This window comes from Formosa agariphila KMM 3901 (genome assembly GCF_000723205.1).
GTDB classification, from domain to species: domain Bacteria; phylum Bacteroidota; class Bacteroidia; order Flavobacteriales; family Flavobacteriaceae; genus Formosa; species Formosa agariphila.
In genome coordinates, this window is the sequence record NZ_HG315671.1 from 50390 (window position 1) to 73028 (window position 22639).

A 22639-nucleotide genomic window follows, 5' to 3' on the forward strand; every position below is an offset into this window, starting at 1 on the left:
AAGGCGAAAATAGTTTAAATTTAAAAGTTATGAAGAAGAAATTGGAATCAGAATTAATGAGTGTTGCGCTAAGAATTTTAAGGCTTGAGGGAAAGGATGATGTGAGTAAATTACATGCTGAAACAGCGCTACTATTTGAAAAACTTTCAGTTTTAAAATTTCTTCAAGAAAATCCTCAGGATGTACAACAATCAGATGCAAGCGAGGTTTCTTTTTTCGATATGATAGATAGTGCGTTTACTAAAAAAACGGAACACCAAATAGAAGAAGACGACACCATTTCTTTGCGAGAAGATCAGCAACAACCCGATGAAGATGCCGAAGATATCGCAGAACCTGTGATGGAAAAGATAAAGGATATTGTTGCACAAATGCCTCACGAAGCCAATGCTGTAGATGATTTATTTGAAGCGATTACGCCAAAACCGCACTACGAGAAAAATGACTTTGAAGATATTACTGCCGATTTTAAAGAAACGCCTGTTTTTGAACCTGTAACAAATTCTACCATTACCAATGCTAAAAAATCTTTAAACGATAAATTAAAAAGTGGCGGATTAAATATTGGTTTAAATGATAAAATTGCATTTATAAAACAATTATTTGGTGGTAGTGCCGAAGATTACGAGCGTGTTATTTCTCAAATAAATACGAGTAGTAATTTTGATGAAGCTCAGAATTTAATTCAAAATGTCGTTAAATCCGATTATAATAACTGGGAAGGTAAAGAAGTCTTCGAAGAGCGTTTTATGCAAATAATAGAAGGGAAATTCAATTAATTTTATTGAGATTTGCACCTTTAATTTTTATTCGTGTTTCGCTTTGGGAAGAAGTTTTACAAACACGTGGTTAATTTTCAGAACATGAGTAAATTATATATTGTACCTACGCCCATTGGTAATTTAGAAGACATGACTTTTAGAGCCATACGCGTTCTTAAAGAAGCCGATTTAATTTTGGCAGAAGACACAAGAACGTCGGGAAAACTTCTAAAACATTTCGAGATTAGCACACATTCGCAATCGCACCATATGCATAACGAGCATAAAACGGTTGAAGGGTTAATACAAAAATTAAAGGGAGGAACCGTAATTGCATTAATTAGTGATGCAGGTACACCAGCTATTTCTGATCCTGGATTTTTATTAACTCGTGCTTGTGTAGAACACGGTATAGAAGTCGATTGTTTACCAGGAGCAACAGCTTTTGTTCCCGCATTAGTAAATTCTGGATTGCCAAACGATAAATTTGTATTCGAAGGTTTTTTGCCCGTAAAAAAAGGAAGACAGACCCGATTATTACTTTTAGCCGAAGAAACGCGTACCATTATATTTTACGAGTCGCCACACAAACTTATAAAAACACTGACTCATTTTTGTGAGTATTTTGGTGAGGACCGTCCGGTTTCTGTGTCTCGGGAATTGACTAAATTATACGAGGAAACCATTAGAGGAACAGCAAAAGAAGTACTGGAACATTACACCAATAAACCGCCTAAAGGAGAAATAGTAGTTGTAGTTGGTGGAAAAAAATAGATTAAAAAAAATAGCGACTGTTAAATAAAACAGGCACTATTTTTTTTAGGTATGAATGTTAGATTTATAAACTGTTAATCCAAGCTTCAATTAAATCTGTGCCTTCTTCGTGCACTAATTCTCTTCCAATTTCTGGCATTCTAACATCCACTTCAGAAGATTTCATTCTATAAAGCAGTATCGATTCGTCTGCATTTCCAGGGTCTATAACATACTTAAATCCGCCTGATCCATTTCCTGCAGCAATAGGAGATTTATAAACTCCTAAACTATTAGGGTCTTCATTATAATATCCTAAAAACAAACCAGAGTTATAGGCCGATCCTCCCAATCTATGGCAAGAGGCACAATTAACATCAAGATATGCTCTAGCACGATCATTTACACTTGCACTAGTATCGTCTATATCATGCCATTTCGGTAACGGTTCAGAAAAACTAGGCGTATCTAAAATTCCTAAATCCATCCACATATCTAACTGATTGTCTGTTCCTGTATGGTACGCATAGTCTCTGTTTAAATTTTGAATTTTAGGACCAATAGGTTCAATTTTTCCTTTTAAAGCATGACAATTAATGCATTGATTCTGATTAGGAATTAAGTAATTAAAAGATTCTTCTTGTCCGTTTACAGAAACAGTTAGAGGAACTGTTGCACCAATAATTGTTTTAACGGCATCGGTTTGCCCTTCATTCCATTTATACGTTTCTGGTTGCCATTCGTTAGTTCTTTTAATTAGTAATCGCGTTTCTATAATATTATCTACACCATTATCTGTATAATAGAAGTTTTTAATAAGCACAGACCCTACAGGGAAACTCAATACTTGAGTGGTATCCATAGGAATGCTTTGTCCTTCTGGTACATATAGAAAACGTTTTTTAAAAGCGTAGTCACTAAACAATTTGGTGTTTAAATCGTAAGGGATAACTCCTGCTTCTGTATTTGGAGTTAAATTTTTAAGGTCGCCCTCAAAAAAATTGTATTCAGATAGCAATTCATGTCCAACGCCTGTAGGGATGTCTAATTCGTTATTTTCTACAGGAACATCAATTGTAGAGTCATCACTTCCACAGCTTATTAGTAAAAAAAGTACCAATACGCTAGAACATATGTTTTTTATTAATTTCATCTAATCGTGTAGGTTTTTAGTATGCATCAAAAGATATGGCTGGCAACGATGTAGGAGTACAGTCGTGAGCAGAAATGTCTGTAGTTAAAGATCCGCCAGTTGGGTCTGTAAGCATCATATTAACAAATGTTGTAGCAGGATTTTCTTGAATACATAAATCTCCTTGAGATATAAATATCCCGTCTGTTAAAATTTCAGGTTGGTCTAACCCGTACTGACCTAATAAAAATCCGATGTCTGAAATAGAATCTGGTTGGTCTGGGTTTACAGTTCCTGTCATCGTAATATCATTATCATGGATGTTTACGCCAGAAGGAAAAGGATTAAAACCAGCAGGCGGCTCTGGATTTAATGCTAAATAATTCATTACAAGTAGTGTCGCGTAATTGTTATTTGTTAACGTGTTTTCGAAAATTTCAACATTTTTTGTGCTCAATACCATAATACCAACACCTGCAGGAACATTACCAACAATGTTACCCGCTGGAGCAAAATTGGTTCTGTTATTTTCATATGAATTGTTATTGAATACTCTAGTATTTAAACCAGTTTGGGATAAACCAGGTAAATCGAATACTAAAATTCCTCCTGTGTTATCTGTTGCAATGTTATCATACACATCGGCATTGGTTGTGTTTTCAATTTCTATTCCAGCAACATTACCTTCTGCAAGACTATTTTTTACAATAACTTGATCCGATTGTCCTACATAAATACCAGCATCAGATGCACCATAGGCATAACAATTATCGATATACACATATTTACATAGCACAGGATAAAGTCCATAAGCACCATTAGACTCACTTGGTTCTCCAGACCATACGGTTCCAACATTTACGAAACTAATATATTCGCAATCTCTAGTTTTTAATGCATCTCCTTTACTGTCTCTAATAGTAAGGTCTTCAAATCTAATTTTAGTAGAATTAGCTACTAAAACACCTTCTCCTCCAGAAGTTTGACTACTAAAATCTAAGAATGTCTTGTCTCTTCCCGCTCCACGAATAATAACTTCTTGTTTTCCATCCATAGAGAGTGTGTTTGTAAAGGTGAATTCACCAGCATCAAATACAATAATTTCATTGGGCTTTACTTCAATAAATGCAGCTTGAGCTTCGTCTGCAGCACCTGACCCAGCTGAAATTTTAATTTCATTAGATGGTGCGATGGGAGAGTCGTCGTCGCTTCCACAGGAAGTTACTAATAATAAGATTAAACATACGGCTGTTAGTTGATAGGTTTTAGTTAGTAGTTTTGTCATAAATTTAATATTTACCAGGTTAATTGTTAATTCTGTTGAAAATGTACAAATTTTTTTTATAATCTTTAAGTTTTAGGTAAATATTATAAAAAGTATTAATTAATATTTATGGGATGATTATCTTTCGGAAAATCTTTTTTCTAATCTTTAGTACTGAAATCAAGTAGCATCATTATTTAAAAAATTAGAAATTTTGAAGGAAAAAAAATTAAAACAAAATATATAATGACATTAGAAGCTTTTAAACAAAAATTAAAAAATACACCAAAATCTATCGTGTTTTCCGATACTGTAGATACTATAGAATCTTTATACGAATTCACTAAAACAGCCTTTACAAATGGTAATCTAAAAAATAAAGCAGGAGAAAACTCAGGCTCTTGTAAATTGTTTGCTTTTGCAAAACTTCAAGGGTTTACAAAAGAAGAAACCTTATCATGTTTCGGTCAGTTTTATTATATAGATGTTTTAGGCGATCCAGAAGGTGATGGCCACCAAAACATTAGAAACTTTATGAAGACGGGTTTTGAAGGTTTAAAGTTTGAAGGTGAACCTTTAAAGCTGAAATAAGCAATTATGGATGCGCTTTTACATGAGATTAAGCAATGCACCATTTGTGCAGACCATTTGCCTTTAGGTCTGCATCCTATTGCAACAGCACATCCAGATTCTAAGATTATAATTGTTGGTCAGGCGCCAGGACTTAAAGTGCATAATTCCGGAATTCCTTGGAACGACGCTAGCGGAAAGCGATTAAGAACCTGGCTAAATGTTACCGAAGACCAGTTTTACAATACTAAGAATTTTGCCATTATACCTATGGGATTTTGTTATCCTGGTAAAGGTAAAAGTGGCGATTTACCGCCAAGACCCGAATGTGCGCCTCAATGGCATGCCGCGTTATTTGATAAAATGCCGAATGTAAAGCTTGTGATTTTAATTGGGAATTATGCTCAGAAATATTATCTCAAAGCAGAGGCTGGATCGAATTTAACAGAAACCGTTTCCAACTTCGAGTCGTATTTACCAACCTATTTCCCGATTCCACACCCGTCACCACGGAACCGTTTTTGGATGTCTAAAAATCCGTGGTTCGAAGCATCAGTTGTGCCTGAATTACAGAAGCTAATTAAAACTATACTTTAAAATTAGGTTCTTAGGTAGATTATATCATGAGCCTTTTTTCTTCTTCTTTATACATAAATACGTTTTTTAAAGAAAAAGATGATGAGATATAGGATCATAAAAGTTTCCAGGAAGTAATCAAAAGACATTCTTAATTCTTTAAAGAAAGCATAGGTTATAATAGAAATTATCAATAATAGTATTATAGTAAGTTGGTACGATTCTAAGCGTAATTTATTGATATAATCATCTTCGACTTTTTCTCTAGACAGCATATAAATAAATAACCCCACATAGCTTAAAATAGAAAATAAATGAGAAAGATTATTTTCTGAATGATCAAGGCTTTCGGGTTTCGTTTCCGATTGTGTTGTGTTTGGATGATTATCTTGCGAGCTTTCTATTTGTGGTGTGTTGATACAGTATTCATTACAGTCCACAGTATAATAAGCTGCACTTATAAAAGTAAATACTATAAAGGCCAGAGCGCCTAATTTTTTACACCAATTTGGTAGTATTTGAATGTTCATTTTCTTTAGAGTTTTGGTTAATATTTTAAACTTTTATTCTTCGATATCAAATAAATATTCAACGGTAACTTCGAAAAACCGAGCCATTTTAATCGCAAGGGTTACCGACGGATTGAATTTGTTATTTTCAATAGCGTGAATAGTTTGTCGAGACACCTTTAATTTATCTGCCAATTGTGCCTGTGTTAAACTATGTCTGGCGCGTTCTACTTTTATAAGGTTTTTCATTAATACACTCGTTTTTTAATTGAAAATATAATGAGGAATAGCATCATATAAAGGAATAGAAAATAATCCAAAGGCATATTTAAATTGCCTTGGAACGCATAAATTCCAAGTGAAACCAATAGAAAAATTAAGATGGAAAGCTGAAATGAATCTGCTCTCAATTTATTGATGTAATCGTCTTCAATTTGTTCCTTAGAAATCATATAAATAATCAATCCAATAATGCTTAAAATATTAAACACATGCATGAGTTCGTTTCCAAAATAATCTGAAAATACTTCAGAAGTTTCATGTGGTTGAGAGGTGTATTTTCGTTCATCTGGTGCTAATTCTATTTGGTCTAAAGGGCTGCTGTTTTTACCTTCATTGTAGCCGTCAATAAATCCATCGCTACCAGCTAATATTGCAAATGTGATAAAAATTAAGATACCTATTTTTTTACACCAGTTGGGAAGTATTTGAATGTTCATATGTTATGAATTTTAAAGTTAGTTATAAACCTGCTTATTGAAAAGGTTTGAAGGCTGCTTAAATGAAAGTTTTTTTTAAATAAAAAAGAATGAGTAGCATAGGGATATTAAGCAGTACTAAACAGTATAACGGCATATTTAAGGTTTCGTGTAATGAATAATTTACGAATGAAACTAATATTGGAAGTAGTTGTATTGTCATTTCTAGTGAATTTTTATTAGTTGTATTTAGTGTGTTGCAATAAAGGTTGAATGTTTGCTTTTACTATAAAGTATGCGATTAATAGACTCGTTTTTTAATTGAAAAAATAATGAGGAATAGCATCATATAAAGGAATAGAAAATAATCCAAAGGCATATTTAAATTGCCTTGGAACGCATAAATTCCAAGTGAAACCAATAGAAAAATTAAGATAGAAAGCTGAAATGAATCTGCTCGCAATTTATTGATATAATCGTCTTCAATTTTTTCTTTAGATAGCATATAGATAAATAGTCCCGCAATACTTAAAATACTAAATAAGTGAGTTGTTTCTTTTCCAAAATAAAAATGATGTGTCTCGGGTTTAGTCTCTCCTTGAGTTGTGTCTTCGTGATTATTAAGAGGGCTTTTGTACGGACTAGTGTATTCTACGCTATTCCATCCCGCTCTAAAGTCATCGCTACCAGCTAATATTGCAAATGTGATAAAAATTAAGATGCCTATTTTTTTATACCAATTGGGAAGTATTTGAATGTTCATATTCTATTATTTTTATATAAAAGTATATAATACTTTACATTTAATCAAATATAATAGAAAAATAAATGTTTGGAAATCTACTTTTGAGTACTGATTCTTAGCTGAATGTGTTGATTTTATTGAAGAAATGAGAAGGAAAGAAAATATCGGAATCTTGATTTTATAAATGATTTGAAGTGAAGATTTTATAATTATCTAAAATTTAGATAAAGTTTCGTAAGCCTAGATTTTTCCTGTCCTGAGCCAAGTCGAAGGGTTGGTTCGTTTTTTCATCAATGGAAAAAATGAACAAATATTCTATAATTGAAAATCCATTTGCGTTAGCGATTGCAGTGGCATCCTTTTATGGTTTTTTTCGACCATAAAAGATATAACGGAAAGCGCGCCCCAAAAGGGGAACGCCCAAAAAAGTACTACTAACTATTTAAACATGTTTACCTTTTTCCCAGCCGTGTTTTCCTAAATGTTGTTCACCACTTTCTATGGCACCATGTTCCAGTGTAGTTCCCATACTGTCGTTCCAACGGTTTAAATATCCGAAAAGTGAAATAACACCTAACATTTCTACAATTTCGCCTTCGTCCCAATAGGTGTTCAATCGCTTTTTTAAAGTGTCGTCTACGGCATTTGGTACTTGAGATGCGGCCAAACTAAAATCTAAAGCCACACGTTCGGCCTCGCTAAATGCGGGGTGGGTGCGATAATCCCAAACGTTATCGAGTTGCTCTTGTTCTGCCCCGTAGCGCTCTGCGGCACGAATGGCGTGTGCTTGGCAATAGCGACAGCCAGTGGCATTACTGCTAACCCAAGCAATTAAGCGTTTTAAAGCGGAAGTTACGCGACCTTCGTTGGCCATCACAGCTTTGTTTAAATTAATGAAGGCTTTGCTTATGGCTGGCCGGCGTTGCATGGTTAAAACCGAGTTCGGACAGAAGCCCAATGTTTCGTTAAAAAAGGTTGCTAAATCTTGAGTTTCTTGGTCGTGGTCGGGAGATAATGGTGTTATTAGTGGCATTTTATTCTGAATTTTAGTCGTATTTTTGAACTATCAATTAACGAAAAAATACGGAATTATGACTCATTTGGTGACCACACAATGGAAAAAAAATGTACAATTTGAATCTGATAACCCTAGCGGTAAATCGGTTATGATTGATTTAGGCGAAGATAATGGCGGTAAAGGAGATGGCTTACGTCCGAAAGCCTTAATGCTAACTGCTCTTGCTGGTTGTTCTGGGGTAGATATTACGCCAATGTTAGAAAAAATGAAGGTTGAGATAGACGATTTTAAAATTGTTATTGAAGGGCATTTAACCGAAGAACACCCAAAATATTACCATCTAGTTACTGTAGATTATCATTTTTACGGAACAGATTTAAACGAAACTAAAATTAATAGAGCAGTAGACTTATCGGTCGATAAATACTGCGGGGTTATGGAAATGTTTCGTCGTTTTGCTGAGGTAAAAGTTAAATCTCATTTTCATATTAAATAAATTATTTCGGATTACAAGCTATGCGTTGGACCATAAAACCAAAACCAGAATCTTATAAAGTTAAAACGTTACAGGAGGCACTTCATGTAGACAAACTTACTGCGTCGTTGTTAATACAGCGTGGCATTGAGACGTTCGATGAGGCAAAATCATTCTTTAGACCCGATCTTAGCGAATTGCACGATCCGTTCTTAATGAAAGATATGGACAAAGCTGTGGCGCGTATTGAACAAGCTTTAGAAGCTGGCGAGAATATTATGGTGTATGGCGATTATGATGTCGATGGTACCACGTCTGTGGCGTTAATGAGTTCGTATTTACGAACACGTCAGGAGAATGTAGTCACCTATATTCCGGATCGTTACGACGAAGGTTATGGTGTGTCTTATAAAGGCATTGACTTTGCTCACGATAACGATTTTACACTTATAGTGGCGTTAGACTGTGGTATAAAAGCAATCGATAAAGTGGCCTATGCCAAAGAAAAAGGCATCGATTTTATTATTTGCGATCACCACAGACCAGGCGATGCTATTCCAGATGCCGCCGCAGTTCTGGATCCTAAACGGGAAGATTGTGAGTATCCATATAAAGAATTATGCGGTTGTGGGGTTGGGTTTAAACTCATTCAGGCCTTATCGTCTAAGCAAGGATTTACCATTGAAGATTCAGGTGAATATCTAGATTTAGTAGCTACCGCAATTGGAGCGGATATTGTGCCTATTACTGGTGAAAATAGAATTTTGGCCTATTACGGACTTCAAATTATTAATGAGAATCCGAGACCAGGTATTAAAGCCATTTTAAATCAGGTAGATAAAACCGTATTCACTATAACCGATGTGGTCTTTATTGTTGCACCAAGAATTAACGCTGCTGGACGTATGAAACATGGTACATATGCTGTGCAATTGCTTACAGAAATGGACGAAAAGCAAGCAGAAACGTATGCTGCCGAGATTGAAAGTTTTAATTTAGACCGTCGAGAAACCGATAAAGAAATCACGATTCAAGCTTTAAACCAGATTGAAGAGCGCAATGAACAAGAACGCTATACCTCTGTAGTGTTTCAGGAAGATTGGCACAAAGGTGTTATTGGTATTGTGGCATCTCGGCTTATAGAAACCTACTACAGACCCACATTAGTATTTACAAAAAGTGGTGAGAAATTGGCCGCTTCTGCACGATCTGTTATTGGTTTCGATGTGTATAATGCCTTAGAGGCATGTAGCGAACATATCGAACAATTTGGTGGACATAAATACGCAGCAGGATTAACATTGCATCCTGAAAATTACGACGCTTTTAAACAGGCTTTCGAGAATGTGGTGTCTAATACAATCGATCCGAAATTACTCTCTCCAGAAATTAAAATTGAAGCGAATATTGCTTTAGAAAATATAACGCCTAAATTCTATCGTATTTTAAAGCAGTTTGCACCCTTTGGTCCTGGGAATATGATGCCGGTTTTTATGACTGAGGATGTGGTAGATACTGGATATGGGAAATGTGTTGGGAAAGAAGAAGATCATTTACGGATAACCGTGAAGCAACCCAACGTAAATCCTATTGTGTGTATTGGATTTGGATTGGGAAAAAAGATAGATGTAGTCTCTACAAAAGTACCGTTTAGCATTGTGTACTCTATAGATGAAAACCATTGGAATGGTGTAACAAGTCTGCAATTGAAGCTTAGAGATATAAAATAAATATTATATTTATTTAGATTAATTATAAATAATAAGTATTTTAGTGGTTGAAAAGTAATCACTATGGATCAAGACATCAATAAAATATACCATAATGCCTATGGTGTTTCCTTTATTTGGAAGGAAAACACGCCTAAAAAACAGTCTCCTAAAATTCAGATAATTTTTCGGGATATGGGATTTTACCTTACCTATCGCGAAATTGTTCAGTTTCAGAAACAGATTAGATTTGTGCAATCCGAAAATCCTTGTGCTTGCTGTAAAAACAAAGACCGTAGTCGATCAATGTTGTTAAAAACCCCGTTTAGCCAAGTCGATTTGGCAATAAATGCTTTGGAGCTCAGAGATATATACGATTTAATTACCGGAACCTTGTTTCATTTAGAGTTGGATAATTACGTGAATGAAATTTGTAAGAATTAAAATGATTATCAGAATTTTTTAAAACGGTCACTTTTGTACATTTGTTTCCTCTTCAAATAGATTATGAAACAGAAAGACCCGTACGCAGCTTTAAGGTACAAAGAATTCAATATATTTTTATTAGTCCGTTTTGCTATGGTATTCGCCTGGTCTATGCAATTTATTGTTATAGAATGGGAGGTGTATAGCATTACTAAAAATCCGTTGTCGCTTGGAATTATCGGACTTATGGAAGTGATTCCAGCCGTGTCTATGGCTTTGTTCTCAGGGCATATTGTAGATCAGAGCGAAAAAAAGAGTTTACTTGTAAAATGTATACTTGGATTTTCTGTAATTAGTTTCGGACTGTTTTTACTCACTTGGCCAAAAGTCGTTGGAGACCTTTCTCAAAACGTAGTTCTATATTCTATTTACTTTTTAGTATTTCTTGGCGGTTTTGTCCGTTCGTTTTTAGGTCCTACCATTTTCTCCTTATTGTCATTAGTAGTACCTAAAAAGTTATATCCAAATGCGGCAACGTGGAGTAGTTCGGTTTGGCAAATGGGCGCGGTATTAGGTCCGGCACTCGCTGGATTTTCTATTCATTTAATTGGAGTACATTGGTCTATGTGTTTAATTGTAGGCTTTTCCATAACAGCATTAATGGCATTAACTCAGATTTCTACAAAGCCTATTTTAAATCCGAACATTGGCGAACCCATAATGCAAAGTTTAAGAGAAGGCTTAAAGTTTGTGTTTAGTACTAAAGCCATTTTAGGGGCACTTACTTTAGATATGGTGGCCGTTTTATTTGGAGGTGCTGTGGCTTTATTGCCTGTATTTGCGCAAGATATTTTAAAAGTCGGACCGCAAGGGTTTGGCGTGTTACGTGCCGCACCGGCAGTGGGAGCTTTTATTACGATGGTTATTTCTGCATATATCCCTTTAAATAAAGATGCCGGGATGAAGTTACTCATAGCTATTTTTGGATTTGGATGCAGTATAATTGTGTTTGGGATTTCCACATGGTTTTGGGTATCGGTAGGGGCGCTGTTTTTTAGCGGTGTTTTCGATGGCATTTCAATGGTGATTCGTCAGACTATTTTACAATTAAAAACTCCCGACCATATGCGTGGGCGTGTGGCTTCAGTAAATTCTATGTTTGTTGGCTCTTCTAACGAACTGGGTGCTTTTGAAAGTGGTCTTACAGCTAAACTTATGGGAACGGTTACGGCCGTTGTATTTGGAGGTAGTATGACTTTATTGATTGTATTAACTACTGGAATATTTTCTCCAACATTTAGGAAGCTCGATTTGCGTAAGGATTTGGAGGAGCATGAAAATGAGGGGTAGGTTAATGTAATAATTTTTTAATGTCCCAATGTCCCAGTGTATTAATGTACTAATTTATTAATGAAGTAATGTGAAAAATGTAGCCAATCACTAATTTGGGCTTTGGTATTTCACTAAAATTTATATATAATCCACGGCGTCACCCTGAACTAGTTTCAGGGTCACATAGGAGTAAGATAATTTAAGTTAGTTGTGCGATGCTGAAACAAGTTCAGCATGACGTTGGTGTTAGTTTCGTAATTCTAGTTTTGATTTGAACTCTATACTGTTTTAGACATCGCGGCGTCACCCTGAATTCATTTCAGGGTCTCATTAAAGTAAGTTAATTTAAGTTTGTTGTGTGATGCTGAAACAAGTTCAGCATGACGTTGGTGTTAGTTTCGTAATTCTAGTTTTGATTTGAAATTCATATTGTTTTTAAACATCGTAGCGTCACCCTGAATTCATTTCAGGGTCTCATTAGAGTAAGAAATTTGAGTTAGTTGTGGGGTGCTGAAACAAGTTCAGCATGACGTTGATGTTAGTTTTGTGATTCTAGTTTTGATTAGAAATTCATATTGTTTTAAACATCGTGGCGTCACCCTGAATTCATTTCAGGGTCTCATTAGAATAAGCAAATTTGAGTTAGTTGTGTGATGCTAAAAACGTAGATTTAATAGTGTTAAATATTTATATATTAGGTATGTAGGGTGCTTGAGCGGAGTCGAAAGCCATCTAAACGAAATCTCGACTCCGCTCGATTAACATATAGTGGTGAAATTGGATTAACAACTTGTGCGATGCTGAAATGCGTTCAGCATGACGTGAATTACAATGTAACCTCGAAAGTCTTTAAATTAAGATCTCTACCATCAAACTCTCCATACGTGTAATACCCAATCCAATCGCCTAAATTAACGTACTTAGCGGTATCGTTTAATGCTATTTCCATAGGTAAATGGCGGTGGCCAAACACGAAATAATCGTAAGCTTTGGTTTCTAATTTACGTTTGCAATATTGTACGAGCCACTCGTTGTCTTCGCCTAAAAATTTAGCATCCTCGTCGCCAGAAATCAATTTGTTTTTAACCGACATGTACTGAGCGAATTTCACACCTAAGTCTGGATGTAACCAGCGGAATAACCATTGAAAAAACGGACTAATAAACACTTTTTTCATGCGTTTGTAGCCTTTGTCTCCAGGGCCTAATCCGTCGCCGTGACCTATTAAAAAGGTTTTGTTGTTAAAGGTGAACTCCTTAGGTTTATGATAAACTGGGATGTTAAGTTCTTTTTGGAAATAATCGTCCATCCATAAATCGTGATTACCCACGAAAAAGTAAACGGGAATTCCAGAATCGCGTATTTCGGCAAGTTTTCCTAGTGTTCTTACAAAGCCTTTTGGCACAACGGTTTTGTATTCGAACCAAAAGTCGAACAAATCGCCCAATAGAAATATAGCCGCTGCATCGTGCTTGATTTCGTCTAACCAAGCCACAAATTTTTTCTCACGAGGTAGTGAGACTTCGTGTGTTGGTGCGCCTAAATGATTGTCTGACGAGAAGTATATTTTTTTGCCTTCGGGAATTTGCATGCTGTAAATATAAAAATTGTTCTTGGTTTGGATCTGCGTTAAGGATAGAGCAATTGTTGGAGCTCTTTTAAATGCGTTTTTGCATTTAAAAAGCGACTTGCGAAAGCCTGACCTGAAGCACAGCGAAAGGGAACGCCCTATAAATTATCGCTAGCGTACCATTCTGCAAAACTACTATCTGTTTCCTGTAATCTTAAAGAATGTAATGCAATGTGGCTTGGTAAATAGGTTTTTATTTTCGACGCAAAATCGATAACCATCATCTCGCTGGTTGGCTGGTAATCGACTAACAAGACGTTATGTCCGCGATCGCTCAATTCTTTTGCCAACTCCACGTGTGGTGTGTTTTTGTTAAAAACGGTTGCATGATCGAATACATCGACAATTTCTGTTTTAACAATTTTCTTTAAATCGCCAAAATCGATAACCATTCCGTATTTTACATTGGTGTTGTCTGTAATGGGTTTGCCAATTACGGTTACCGAAAGTTTGTAACTGTGGCCGTGAACGTTTTTACATTTTCCGTCGTAGCCATAAAGGGCGTGTCCGGTTTCGAAAGTAAATTGTTTGGTAATTCGAATATTACTCATGATTTGATTTTTTAACAGTGCAAAGGTACCGAATTTGTAAAAGCAATTTGTTTTTAGATTACATTTGCGCACTTTTTATGCGAAAAACGAGTTAAGTTTTTAAAATATAGAGAGTTAACTAAAATGAGAATATTCCTTTAATGACTGCTCTTTTCGAAGATTTGGTCGTTGCTGAGCATCCGTTATATGAGAAGATTATAGATGATCTTCTGAATCAGCAATACAGTATTATTGATAATTTTTTTGATGAAAATGAAGTGTCTAAACTTCGTGATTCTATACTCCTAAAATACGAAGCCGATGCTTTTAAGAAGGCCGCTATTGGTAATCGTTTAAATGAAACGGTTGAAAAAGCAATTCGTGGTGATGTGATTTTATGGATAGATGAGCAGTGTGTAAATCCGGCTGAAACCCTGTTTTTTAATAAAATAAACGCGTTAGTATCTTACCTAAATAGAACCTGTTTTTTAGGGATTTTACATAAGGAATTTCATTATGCGATTTATCCGAAAGGCACATTTTATAAGCGCCATTTAGATACGTTTCAGAACGACGACAGACGAAAATTATCGTTTGTTTGTTATTTAAATAACGAAGATTGGCAACCAGAAAATGGAGGAGAATTAGCGATTTACACCAATGCAAATGGTGTTGAGGTTGAAAAGAAAATCTATCCGTTACCTGGACGAGTTGTTATTTTTGAAAGTCAGATTTTGGAGCACGAAGTAAAACCTGTAAACACAAAACGATTGAGTATTACAGGCTGGTTAAAAACGCGATAATTTAACGACGTCCGCCTTTGTTTCGGTTATAAACGTAGATAATAACGAGTACGATAGCGAGTATAAGGAAAAGTCCGTTACCGCTTAAAAATTCTAAAATGTTCATAAGTCTAGGTCTTGGTTATTTTTTTTGTTGTAATAATACATGATGTAAGCTAAAATAACTAACACAACAAACGGAACCATAGAGCCAATAAATACGCCGATTTCGTAATTAGAATCGGGTGCGTTTTTAATCTTGTCTTCTATGTTTAAGTCTTGAATTAGCGCAATCATGTTTTGTTGTGACTTGGAGTTTTATTCGTGCAGTAAATTTAGTTGATTTTTTATCAAATGTTTCTGTTTTATTTGGACTATCTAAAATTTATTGTAATAAGTATTTCAAGGTTTGTAAATATTATTATTTAGTTACTAAAAACAACTGCCTAAATTTTATAATTAAAGGAATACCACGAGCAGCCATCCAAAGTGTGAAGGCTATAAAAATAGCGTATAGTTTATAGTCGTAATAATCGAATAGGAGTAGAGTTGGTAAGAATACCAAGAAGGTCGATGCTAGAAGTACATTTCTTAAGTATTTCATTTTTCCTAAACCTTTAAACATACCGTCGAAAATAAAAGCTAGTGCACACAATGGTTGCATGGCTAAAACAATCCAAAACACATCGTAAAAAGCTTCTAAAACTTCGGGTTGCTTTGTGAATACACGTCCGATAGGTTCGTAAAACAGCCACCCAATTCCAGCTAAAAGAATACCTGTTAAAATGCCTAGCACAATAAGTTTATTACTTAGTCTTATTAATAAATCTGGACGTTTAGCACCGAATAGCTTTCCAGAAAGTATATTTCCTGCACTTGCAAATCCATCGATTAAAAAGGCGCCTAAAAACCAAATATTTATGGCTATTGTATAGGCTGCGATATAATTTTTACCGTAACTCGTAGCGTACGAACTTGCAAAATATAAGGCCGTGTTTAATGCTAGAGTTCGAATAAATAAATTGAGAATCATTAACAAGAACTTGTTGATTTCCTTATTGAAAGGTAGTGTGAGTTTTAAAGGGATATCTGTCTTTTTATATAAATAATACCCTGATAAAATGGCCATAATAAGTTGTGCGATAACACTTGCATAAGCTGCTCCTTTTATGTGCATGGCAGGGATATAATCTGTAATGCCATATACCAATGCAAAATCTAAAAGAATATTTGATACGGAACCGATAATGGCAATAATCATGGGGTAATAGGTGTTTTGTAAACCGCGAAATGCTCCAAAAATGGCAAAAGTAAAAAGGGTAAATGGAAAACCAAATACACGGATTTTATAATACTCTTGTGCATACTCTAAGATTAATCCAGAGGCATTATAGAGTTTAAAAATAGATGCTGCTAGTGGGTAAGTTACCAGTATAATAACAATGCTTAACGATGTGATTAAAAATATGGCTTGAGCCGGTAGATTTTTTACGTCGTCTAACTTATTAGCTCCAACAGATTGCGAAATGATTGATGAAATCGCACTACGGCTTTGTCCGAGTACCCAAATTAGCATGGAAATAAACGTTCCTACTATACCAACGGCGGCGAGTGCTTCTGTAGGATTTATATTTACATTTCCAATTATTGCGGTGTCGGTAATAGATAAAATAGGTTCACTAATTCCTGCAATAATAGCGGGAACAGCTAATTTATTAATGTGTTTTAAAGAAATGGATTGATCCAAAAGTTATGTTTTGTGTTTGTAAATTGTTTGGCAGTTGCGAAGGTCGGGTATTTTTAGAAGTTCTGTTTTATAAATGCAAAAGAAGTACATTTTAGTAAGCTTTGAATTTTTTTTTATTACTACTTTTATAGCTATTTTAATTGCTATTCGTTTTTATGAAAAATATTTTAGTTCCGATTGGAAATTCGAAAAATATTGAAAGTCATTTGCAATATGCTATAGATTTTGCTCACGCTTTTGGAGCGCGTTTATATTTAATTCAGGTTCGTGATAAACATGTAAAATCGAAGGCGTTAGGCGATGAAGGAAATGTTTGGGAACGAGAAAATTTGGTTTACATAGATAGTTTATTAGCAAAGGTTGATACTAAAACCGTTGATATTGTTATTAAGAGTTTTAACGGAAAATTAGTTCAGACTTTAGAGTTAATCTGTTATACCGCCGATATCGATTTAATGTTAGTTCAGCCTAAAACAAACTCTGTAAAAGAATCTATTTTTTTAGGTAAAACGTCTGGTAAGATTATTAAAAAAACTAATATTCCGTCTTTAATAATACCAGAAAATTATGTGTTTAAACCTGTAACAAATGTTTTAATAGCTATAAAATCTGCCATCATAAAAAAAGAATCTGCTTTACTGCCTTTACAACAAATTCAGAATCAATTTCAGGCCGTTGTCAACTTATTATTAGTAAAAACTCCTTTTTATAAAGAAGGCGATTTTGAGATTCACAGTTCATTGTCTGCATTAATTACCGAAACTGTTTATACCGAAAAAGCAACGACTTTTCAAGGTGTTTTAGAACACTATAATACGCATGAGCCAGACTTGCTTTGTGTGTTTAGACGAAAGCGCGGATTTTTTGCAAAGATGTGGGAAAAAAACGTAATTTTGAAAAAGGACTTTTATAGCCCCTTTCCAGTTTTAGTATTAAAAGGCGTAAAATAAATTTACGGGGATGTAGCTCAGTTGGCTAGAGTGCTTGACTGGCAGTCAAGAGGTCGTGGGTTCGAGCCCCATCTTCTCCACTAGTGTTAATAAGGGTTTCGAGCAATCGGAGCCTTTTTTGTTTTTAATATATTCTTATTTTTTACATACTATATCAGAATTAGGCTATTATTTTAATTCAATTCTTCTTTTTTGCTTAAGACTAGCTTCAATTATATTTTCAATTTTAGATTAAACGTCATAATTGCTGGGATAAACTTTTAAGATATTAATGGTATTAAAATCTTCAATTTTATATAAGTTACGGATTAGTTATTATGTTTAACTTAACTTTTAAATAGTACAAAATGTTTTAAATTTTTATAAGAATTATGGATATTTAGCTTGATTGGTTTTGAGTGTACCATATTTATAATTAGTGGGTTGAAGAAGTGTAAAATTGAATTATTAGAAAGTAATGAACACTTTTTTAGGGTTGAATTTATTAAAATTTTACGTTGTTCTAATTTTATGGAAAAACATTAAGTCTGTGATTTGTTGTAAATATTAAGGCTAAAATTGTGTAATTCTTATTTTTTTTGGAAAAAAAATAAGAAATTACTACAAGCAAGGTTGTAGTTTGTCGAATATGTAAGTTTTTTCTTGTTTTATCTTTAGTAAAAATTTAACTTCAAAAAGACCGCCCAAATCGACCTATTATGAAATATGCTTTATTAATCCTTTTCTCGTGTATAATTTATCATCAAAAAGATGAATATTTTAAATATAGCGAAACATTCTGCTCAGGTGATACATTAGATATCTCTTCTGAAAATTCTTTAATCTCCATGCGTGTCGCAGATTCTTTATTCATGTACTCAAAAAGTGATCAGAATAAAATGTATGCGTTAATGCTAAAAAGTATTGTCTTAGAACAAGAAGAAAAAAGTGGAGAGTCTATTGTTTTCGCTTTAAAATCTCTAGAAATGGCTAAGGTTGAGAATAATTATTGTTTGCAATCAAGAATTTATACATTTTTATCCAGACAATATAGAAAGATAGGTTTCGTAGATAGAGGAAAACATTTCATAGCTGAAAGTTTTGTAGCGAGTTCGAAAATACCGAGTAAGGACCATGCTTTAAAGTTTATTACTATGGCTAATCTTGAGTTGGTTGAGTATAATATTGAAGCAGGAGAATATGCAAGTGCTGTTGAATATTTAAAATCTGCAATTTTTATTTTAAGTAAACAGGAAGATGAAGACTTAAAATATTTTGATTTAGCTAACTGTGAAGAAAAATTAGCAAGATGTTTTATTAAAATGAATGATGATAAGTCGGCGATTAGTCATTTTTTAGAAGCAAGTTCATTTATAAAACAATCGTCATTAGGGGGGCCTTTATTGGAAACTAGTATATATAGTGGGCTTGTAGGTTTATACTTAAAACAGGAGCAATTAGATAATGCAAAGGTTTATGTCGATAAAAGTTTAACAATAGCAAACCAAGTAAATAATAATTCTATAAAAGAACCAGTCTATAAAAACGTTGCAGAATATTATCATCACATCGAAATGTTAGATAGTTTTAAATTATATAGTTGGAAGTATAAAAAGGCTATTGCAGAGAATAAAGATTATATGAGAGAGCTTGTAAATAAAGCATCTAATGAGCTTAAAGAGTTTTCAAAGGAAATACCCAGCCAAGAGTCCTCTAATTCAACAGATATTATTGCTACCATTTTTATGATATTAATACCTTCTTTTGGGGTTTATTATAAGAGAAAAGAAGTTTTTAACTTTGTAGATAATATATTAATAGATATAGAGAAAAAGGTGCCAGGTGTAACCTGTTCAGAGAAAACTGAAAAAATACTTTTAGATAAACTTCAAGAGTTTGAAACTTCGAATCGCTTTTTAGATAAAAACATGTCATTTCCTATCTTGGTTACTCAGCTTAATTCGAATACAAAATACCTTAGACAATTGCTTAAGGTACATAAAGGCTCAGATTTTAATACCTACATAAATAGGTTAAGAATTTTGTATATTATAAATAAGTTAAATACGAATTCCGATTATTTAAATTATAAAATAAGTTATTTAGCGGAGGAATCTGGTTTTTCTTCACATAGTCAGTTTTCAACCAATTTTAAAAAATTTACGAATAATTCGCCTTCAGATTATATCAATACACTCAAGAATAAAATAGCTTCTTAGTTGACTGTTTTACTTTTAATGTATTAAAGTTGGTCGTATTTGTAACATAATTTATTTATATGTTCTAAAAATATTTTATGTTCAGATCATTTATTAATATATTTTTTAAGTTGTAAATTATCTATAATCTCTGTGAGAAATAAGGTATTGGTAAGTCGTTCTGAATTTAGTTTTATGGCTAATTCTAACAGAACGAAGTGCCGTATTAAAATCTAAGTGATCCATTATTAATACATATTCAAACAGCAAATATTTCATTTTAAATACATTATAAAAACATACAAGATGTGATTTTGGTTTAGTTTGGACCATATATCCTTTTCCTCTTTTACCCATTCAGCTTTTAGATTCTTAAGAGCTGCGTGGGTATTTATATTTTATGGTAAAATTTTAATACGTTGCCTATTTTATACCTACTTTTTTAAGTGAAATTTTATACTTCCAAGGCTTAAATTTAAATATCAGATACCTCTATCCCAAATAAATTTTATAAAGCAGGTTTTTTACTGTTGTTGAAGAATATATACTATCTAAATTGTGGAAAAACACATGTTACGTAATGAAAAACTCTTAAAAACGATTGATTTAAAACGTTGTTAATTAGGGTTTTGTGTTTTATAAGCTATCGTTTTTCGGGAAAATGACTAGTCTACATATTTTTAAGATAATAATTGATGTATACCTTAGTAACAAGGGTTTTTGTTGCATAAAACACATTTAAATCTTTGTTAAATTATTAATAGTAGCGTTGTGATTTTTTAACACAACCTATTGTAAGAGATAAGTCAAAAAAAACTAGAGTTCTATGAAAAAAATTTTACTATTATTCATTGTATTTACGGCTCATGTAACATATTCTCAGGTGGGAATTGGTACAGATATGCCTAATTCATCCGCACAATTAGAAGTTGTGTCTACCGATAGAGGGGTGCTCATACCACAAGTGCCTTTAACTAGTTTAACAGATCAAACTACCATTTCTTCAGGAAATATTGAGAGTTTATTAGTATATAACACAAACACTACAACAACACTAAGCCCAGGATACTACTATTGGTATCAAGAAAGTTGGGTTAAATTTCTTGCAAGACAAGATTTGCCAGACAATATTGTTTTTTGGGATGTGGTTAATAATCAGTATTACTACATAGATGTAAATGGAGATATTCAGATTATTACGAACAGCAACATGGAAACTTTGACGTTTCTTAATCTAAACGATGATGATTATTCTTTAGAATATACAGATGAGAATGGAGATGTTACTGTTTTAGATATGACAAAATTAGTTAAGAATCTGGAAACAATAACAACTATAGTTGATAATGGAGATGGTACGATAACATACTTTAATGAGAACAATGATCAAATAACAATCAATTTAGCTAATGGACCGGCAGGAGCCGATGGTGCTGATGGAATGGACGGAGTTGGTATTACATCAACTACAGATAACGGAGATGGAACTTTCACTATTTTATATTCAGATGGAACCACGTTTACGACTCCGGATTTCACTGGTCCACAAGGTGCTCAAGGTATTGCCGGACTAGACGGAGAAGATGGAGCTGACGGTGTGGGAATAGATTCCACAACCGATAATGGCGATGGTACATTTACTATCGTCTACACAGACGGATCGACTTTCACTACAATAAATTTATCAGGAACTGATGGTGCTGATGGAATGGACGGAGTTGGTATTACATCTACGACCGATAACGGAGATGGGACTTTCACTATTTTATATTCAGATGGAACCACATTTACGACTCCAGATTTAACAGGACCACAAGGTGCTCAAGGTATTGCCGGAACTAATGGAGCAGACGGAGCAGCTGGAGCTGACGGCGTTGGAATAGATTCTACGACCGATAATGGCGATGGCACATTTACCATCGTTTACACAGATGGATCGACTTTCACTACAATAAATTTATCAGGAACTGATGGTACTGATGGAATGGATGGAGTTGGTATTACATCTACGACCGATAACGGAGATGGGACTTTCACTATTTTATATACAGATGGAACCACATTTACGACTCCGGATTTCACAGGACCACAAGGATTAGCTGGGACTGATGGCGTTGATGGTGTTGGAATAGATTCCACAACCGATAATGGCGATGGCACATTTACAATTGTTTACACTGATGGATCGACTTTTACAACAATAAATTTATCAGGAGCCGATGGTGCTGATGGAATGGATGGAGTAAGTATTACATCAACTACAGATAACGGAGATGGGACTTTCACCATTTTATATACAGATGGTACAACATTTACGACTCCAGATTTAACAGGACCACAAGGATTAGCTGGAGCAGCTGGAGCTGACGGAACTAGAGTAGATTACACAACCGATGATGGTGATGGCACATTAACCAATTCTAACACCGATAGATCGAATTGTACTTCTACCAATTTATATAGAGACGGAGGTGCTGACGGAATGGATGGAGTATGGATAACCTATGGTACTGATGGAATGGACGGGACTGGCATTACATCATCTACAGATGAAGCAGATGGGACTATTACTGATTTATCTTGACATGGAAGATCATTTGCGACTGCTGATTTCACTGGTCCACAAGGTGCTCAAGGTGTTGCCGGACTAGACGGAGAAGATGGAGCAGACGGAGCAGCTGGAGCTGACGGCGTTGGAATAGATTCTACGACCGATAACGGCGATGGTACATTTACAATTGTTTACACTGACGGATCGACTTTCACTACAATAAATTTATCAGGAACTGATGGTGCTGATGGAATGGACGGAGTTGGTATTACATCTACTACAGATAACGGAGATGGGACTTTCA

Annotated in this window: 23 protein-coding genes and 1 tRNA gene; 13 read left to right on the forward strand and 11 right to left on the reverse strand. The window is 34.4% G+C overall.

The annotated features are described in order from the left end of the window. Positions 1-29 precede the first annotated feature (29 nt). Positions 30-779, forward strand: a complete 750-nt coding sequence (locus tag BN863_RS00210; protein WP_038525995.1) for a hypothetical protein — start codon at positions 30-32, stop codon at positions 777-779. Positions 780-863: 84 nt separating this feature from the next. Next, positions 864-1535: a 16S rRNA (cytidine(1402)-2'-O)-methyltransferase gene (gene rsmI, locus BN863_RS00215; RefSeq protein WP_038525998.1), complete on the forward strand. Its 672-nt coding sequence runs from the start codon at positions 864-866 to the stop codon at positions 1533-1535. Between the two features lie 64 nt (positions 1536-1599). On the opposite strand, the gene BN863_RS00220 is transcribed toward rsmI, so the two are convergent. Then, complete coding sequence (locus BN863_RS00220; RefSeq protein WP_038526000.1) at positions 1600-2667, reverse strand: SO2930 family diheme c-type cytochrome; 1068 nt, start codon at positions 2665-2667, stop codon at positions 1600-1602. Between the two features lie 16 nt (positions 2668-2683). Continuing rightward, positions 2684-3931 carry a parallel beta-helix domain-containing protein gene (locus tag BN863_RS00225; protein WP_051774399.1) on the reverse strand — a complete coding sequence of 416 codons (1248 nt, stop codon included), beginning with the start codon at positions 3929-3931 and terminating at the stop codon, positions 2684-2686. Positions 3932-4156: 225 nt separating this feature from the next. Here BN863_RS00225 and BN863_RS00230 point away from each other — a divergent pair, with 225 nt between their 5' ends. Together BN863_RS00230 and BN863_RS00235 are read left to right on the forward strand one after the other, a co-directional pair. Continuing rightward, a complete protein-coding gene (locus BN863_RS00230; protein WP_038526002.1) occupies positions 4157-4501 on the forward strand; it encodes a HopJ type III effector protein in 345 nt (114 codons plus the stop codon). Between the two features lie 6 nt (positions 4502-4507). Then, on the forward strand, positions 4508-5077 hold the full coding sequence (locus BN863_RS00235; protein WP_038526005.1) for a uracil-DNA glycosylase family protein: 570 nt from the start codon (positions 4508-4510) through the stop codon (positions 5075-5077). 47 nt (positions 5078-5124) lie between these two features. Here the strand turns inward: BN863_RS00235 and BN863_RS00240 are convergent, their stop codons facing one another. From BN863_RS00240 to BN863_RS00260, 5 genes are all read right to left on the reverse strand, one after another. Then, complete coding sequence (locus tag BN863_RS00240) at positions 5125-5586, reverse strand: hypothetical protein (protein WP_038526008.1); 462 nt, start codon at positions 5584-5586, stop codon at positions 5125-5127. Between the two features lie 33 nt (positions 5587-5619). Beyond that, positions 5620-5814, reverse strand: coding sequence for a helix-turn-helix transcriptional regulator (locus BN863_RS00245; protein ID WP_038526011.1), 195 nt, complete (start codon positions 5812-5814; stop codon positions 5620-5622). Further along, complete coding sequence (locus BN863_RS00250) at positions 5814-6284, reverse strand: hypothetical protein (protein WP_038526014.1); 471 nt, start codon at positions 6282-6284, stop codon at positions 5814-5816. Before BN863_RS00250 ends, BN863_RS00245 begins: the two co-directional genes overlap by 1 nt. A 280-nt stretch (positions 6285-6564) precedes the next feature. After that, positions 6565-7026: a hypothetical protein gene (locus tag BN863_RS00255; RefSeq protein WP_038526017.1), complete on the reverse strand. Its 462-nt coding sequence runs from the start codon at positions 7024-7026 to the stop codon at positions 6565-6567. A gap of 424 nt (positions 7027-7450) precedes the next feature. Next, positions 7451-8041, reverse strand: a complete 591-nt coding sequence (locus BN863_RS00260; RefSeq protein ID WP_038526020.1) for a carboxymuconolactone decarboxylase family protein — start codon at positions 8039-8041, stop codon at positions 7451-7453. Between the two features lie 58 nt (positions 8042-8099). Between BN863_RS00260 and BN863_RS00265 the strand changes: the two genes are divergently transcribed. The 4 genes from BN863_RS00265 (at position 8100) to BN863_RS00280 (ending at position 11986) form a co-directional block, all read left to right on the forward strand. Next, complete coding sequence (locus BN863_RS00265; RefSeq protein WP_038526023.1) at positions 8100-8522, forward strand: OsmC family protein; 423 nt, start codon at positions 8100-8102, stop codon at positions 8520-8522. Between the two features lie 20 nt (positions 8523-8542). Further along, positions 8543-10231: a single-stranded-DNA-specific exonuclease RecJ gene (gene recJ, locus BN863_RS00270; RefSeq protein WP_038526026.1), complete on the forward strand. Its 1689-nt coding sequence runs from the start codon at positions 8543-8545 to the stop codon at positions 10229-10231. Between the two features lie 63 nt (positions 10232-10294). After that, a complete protein-coding gene (locus tag BN863_RS00275; protein ID WP_038526028.1) occupies positions 10295-10654 on the forward strand; it encodes a hypothetical protein in 360 nt (119 codons plus the stop codon). A gap of 63 nt (positions 10655-10717) precedes the next feature. Further along, a complete protein-coding gene (locus BN863_RS00280; RefSeq protein ID WP_038526031.1) occupies positions 10718-11986 on the forward strand; it encodes an MFS transporter in 1269 nt (422 codons plus the stop codon). An 808-nt stretch (positions 11987-12794) separates the two neighbouring features. Here BN863_RS00280 and BN863_RS00285 read toward each other — a convergent pair. Together BN863_RS00285 and BN863_RS00290 are read right to left on the reverse strand one after the other, a co-directional pair. Then, a complete protein-coding gene (locus BN863_RS00285; RefSeq protein WP_038526033.1) occupies positions 12795-13559 on the reverse strand; it encodes a UDP-2,3-diacylglucosamine diphosphatase in 765 nt (254 codons plus the stop codon). 137 nt (positions 13560-13696) lie between these two features. Next, positions 13697-14149, reverse strand: coding sequence for a 6-pyruvoyl trahydropterin synthase family protein (locus BN863_RS00290; RefSeq protein WP_038526036.1), 453 nt, complete (start codon positions 14147-14149; stop codon positions 13697-13699). Between the two features lie 140 nt (positions 14150-14289). On the opposite strand from BN863_RS00290, the gene BN863_RS00295 reads away from it, so the two are divergent. After that, complete coding sequence (locus BN863_RS00295) at positions 14290-14931, forward strand: 2OG-Fe(II) oxygenase (protein WP_038526039.1); 642 nt, start codon at positions 14290-14292, stop codon at positions 14929-14931. A gap of 102 nt (positions 14932-15033) precedes the next feature. On the opposite strand, the gene BN863_RS18575 is transcribed toward BN863_RS00295, so the two are convergent. After that, positions 15034-15207 carry a hypothetical protein gene (locus BN863_RS18575; protein WP_169740915.1) on the reverse strand — a complete coding sequence of 58 codons (174 nt, stop codon included), beginning with the start codon at positions 15205-15207 and terminating at the stop codon, positions 15034-15036. Positions 15208-15331: 124 nt separating this feature from the next. After that, positions 15332-16657, reverse strand: a complete 1326-nt coding sequence (locus BN863_RS00300; protein ID WP_038526042.1) for an MATE family efflux transporter — start codon at positions 16655-16657, stop codon at positions 15332-15334. A 155-nt stretch (positions 16658-16812) separates the two neighbouring features. On the opposite strand from BN863_RS00300, the gene BN863_RS00305 reads away from it, so the two are divergent. The 4 genes from BN863_RS00305 (at position 16813) to BN863_RS00320 (ending at position 22368) form a co-directional block, all read left to right on the forward strand. Further along, entirely contained in the window at positions 16813-17607 is a 795-nt protein-coding gene (locus BN863_RS00305) for a universal stress protein (protein ID WP_038526047.1), read from the forward strand. A 6-nt stretch (positions 17608-17613) separates the two neighbouring features. Beyond that, positions 17614-17687 (forward strand) — tRNA-Ala (locus tag BN863_RS00310). Between the two features lie 618 nt (positions 17688-18305). Continuing rightward, on the forward strand, positions 18306-19805 hold the full coding sequence (locus BN863_RS00315) for a helix-turn-helix domain-containing protein (RefSeq protein ID WP_038526050.1): 1500 nt from the start codon (positions 18306-18308) through the stop codon (positions 19803-19805). An 805-nt stretch (positions 19806-20610) separates the two neighbouring features. After that, positions 20611-22368: a beta strand repeat-containing protein gene (locus BN863_RS00320; RefSeq protein ID WP_038526053.1), complete on the forward strand. Its 1758-nt coding sequence runs from the start codon at positions 20611-20613 to the stop codon at positions 22366-22368. Positions 22369-22639: the final 271 nt, after the last annotated feature.

Excerpts from the sequence above, each read along its gene's own strand:
- BN863_RS00320 (WP_038526053.1), top strand. The coding sequence starts at position 20,611 with ATGAAAAAAATTTTACTATTATTCATTGTATTTACGGCTCATGTAACA.
- BN863_RS00240 (WP_038526008.1), bottom strand. The coding sequence starts at position 5,586 with ATGAACATTCAAATACTACCAAATTGGTGTAAAAAATTAGGCGCTCTG.
- BN863_RS00295 (WP_038526039.1), top strand. The coding sequence starts at position 14,290 with ATGACTGCTCTTTTCGAAGATTTGGTCGTTGCTGAGCATCCGTTATAT.
- BN863_RS00230 (WP_038526002.1), top strand. The coding sequence starts at position 4,157 with ATGACATTAGAAGCTTTTAAACAAAAATTAAAAAATACACCAAAATCT.
- recJ (WP_038526026.1), top strand. The coding sequence starts at position 8,543 with ATGCGTTGGACCATAAAACCAAAACCAGAATCTTATAAAGTTAAAACG.
- BN863_RS00275 (WP_038526028.1), top strand. The coding sequence starts at position 10,295 with ATGGATCAAGACATCAATAAAATATACCATAATGCCTATGGTGTTTCC.
- BN863_RS00260 (WP_038526020.1), bottom strand. The coding sequence starts at position 8,041 with ATGCCACTAATAACACCATTATCTCCCGACCACGACCAAGAAACTCAA.
- BN863_RS00315 (WP_038526050.1), top strand. The coding sequence starts at position 18,306 with ATGAAATATGCTTTATTAATCCTTTTCTCGTGTATAATTTATCATCAA.
- BN863_RS00290 (WP_038526036.1), bottom strand. The coding sequence starts at position 14,149 with ATGAGTAATATTCGAATTACCAAACAATTTACTTTCGAAACCGGACAC.
- BN863_RS18575 (WP_169740915.1), bottom strand. The coding sequence starts at position 15,207 with ATGATTGCGCTAATTCAAGACTTAAACATAGAAGACAAGATTAAAAAC.
- BN863_RS00225 (WP_051774399.1), bottom strand. The coding sequence starts at position 3,931 with ATGACAAAACTACTAACTAAAACCTATCAACTAACAGCCGTATGTTTA.
- BN863_RS00280 (WP_038526031.1), top strand. The coding sequence starts at position 10,718 with ATGAAACAGAAAGACCCGTACGCAGCTTTAAGGTACAAAGAATTCAAT.
- BN863_RS00285 (WP_038526033.1), bottom strand. The coding sequence starts at position 13,559 with ATGCAAATTCCCGAAGGCAAAAAAATATACTTCTCGTCAGACAATCAT.
- BN863_RS00265 (WP_038526023.1), top strand. The coding sequence starts at position 8,100 with ATGACTCATTTGGTGACCACACAATGGAAAAAAAATGTACAATTTGAA.
- rsmI (WP_038525998.1), top strand. The coding sequence starts at position 864 with ATGAGTAAATTATATATTGTACCTACGCCCATTGGTAATTTAGAAGAC.
- BN863_RS00255 (WP_038526017.1), bottom strand. The coding sequence starts at position 7,026 with ATGAACATTCAAATACTTCCCAATTGGTATAAAAAAATAGGCATCTTA.
- BN863_RS00235 (WP_038526005.1), top strand. The coding sequence starts at position 4,508 with ATGGATGCGCTTTTACATGAGATTAAGCAATGCACCATTTGTGCAGAC.
- BN863_RS00220 (WP_038526000.1), bottom strand. The coding sequence starts at position 2,667 with ATGAAATTAATAAAAAACATATGTTCTAGCGTATTGGTACTTTTTTTA.
- BN863_RS00250 (WP_038526014.1), bottom strand. The coding sequence starts at position 6,284 with ATGAACATTCAAATACTTCCCAACTGGTGTAAAAAAATAGGTATCTTA.
- BN863_RS00245 (WP_038526011.1), bottom strand. The coding sequence starts at position 5,814 with ATGAAAAACCTTATAAAAGTAGAACGCGCCAGACATAGTTTAACACAG.
- BN863_RS00305 (WP_038526047.1), top strand. The coding sequence starts at position 16,813 with ATGAAAAATATTTTAGTTCCGATTGGAAATTCGAAAAATATTGAAAGT.
- BN863_RS00210 (WP_038525995.1), top strand. The coding sequence starts at position 30 with ATGAAGAAGAAATTGGAATCAGAATTAATGAGTGTTGCGCTAAGAATT.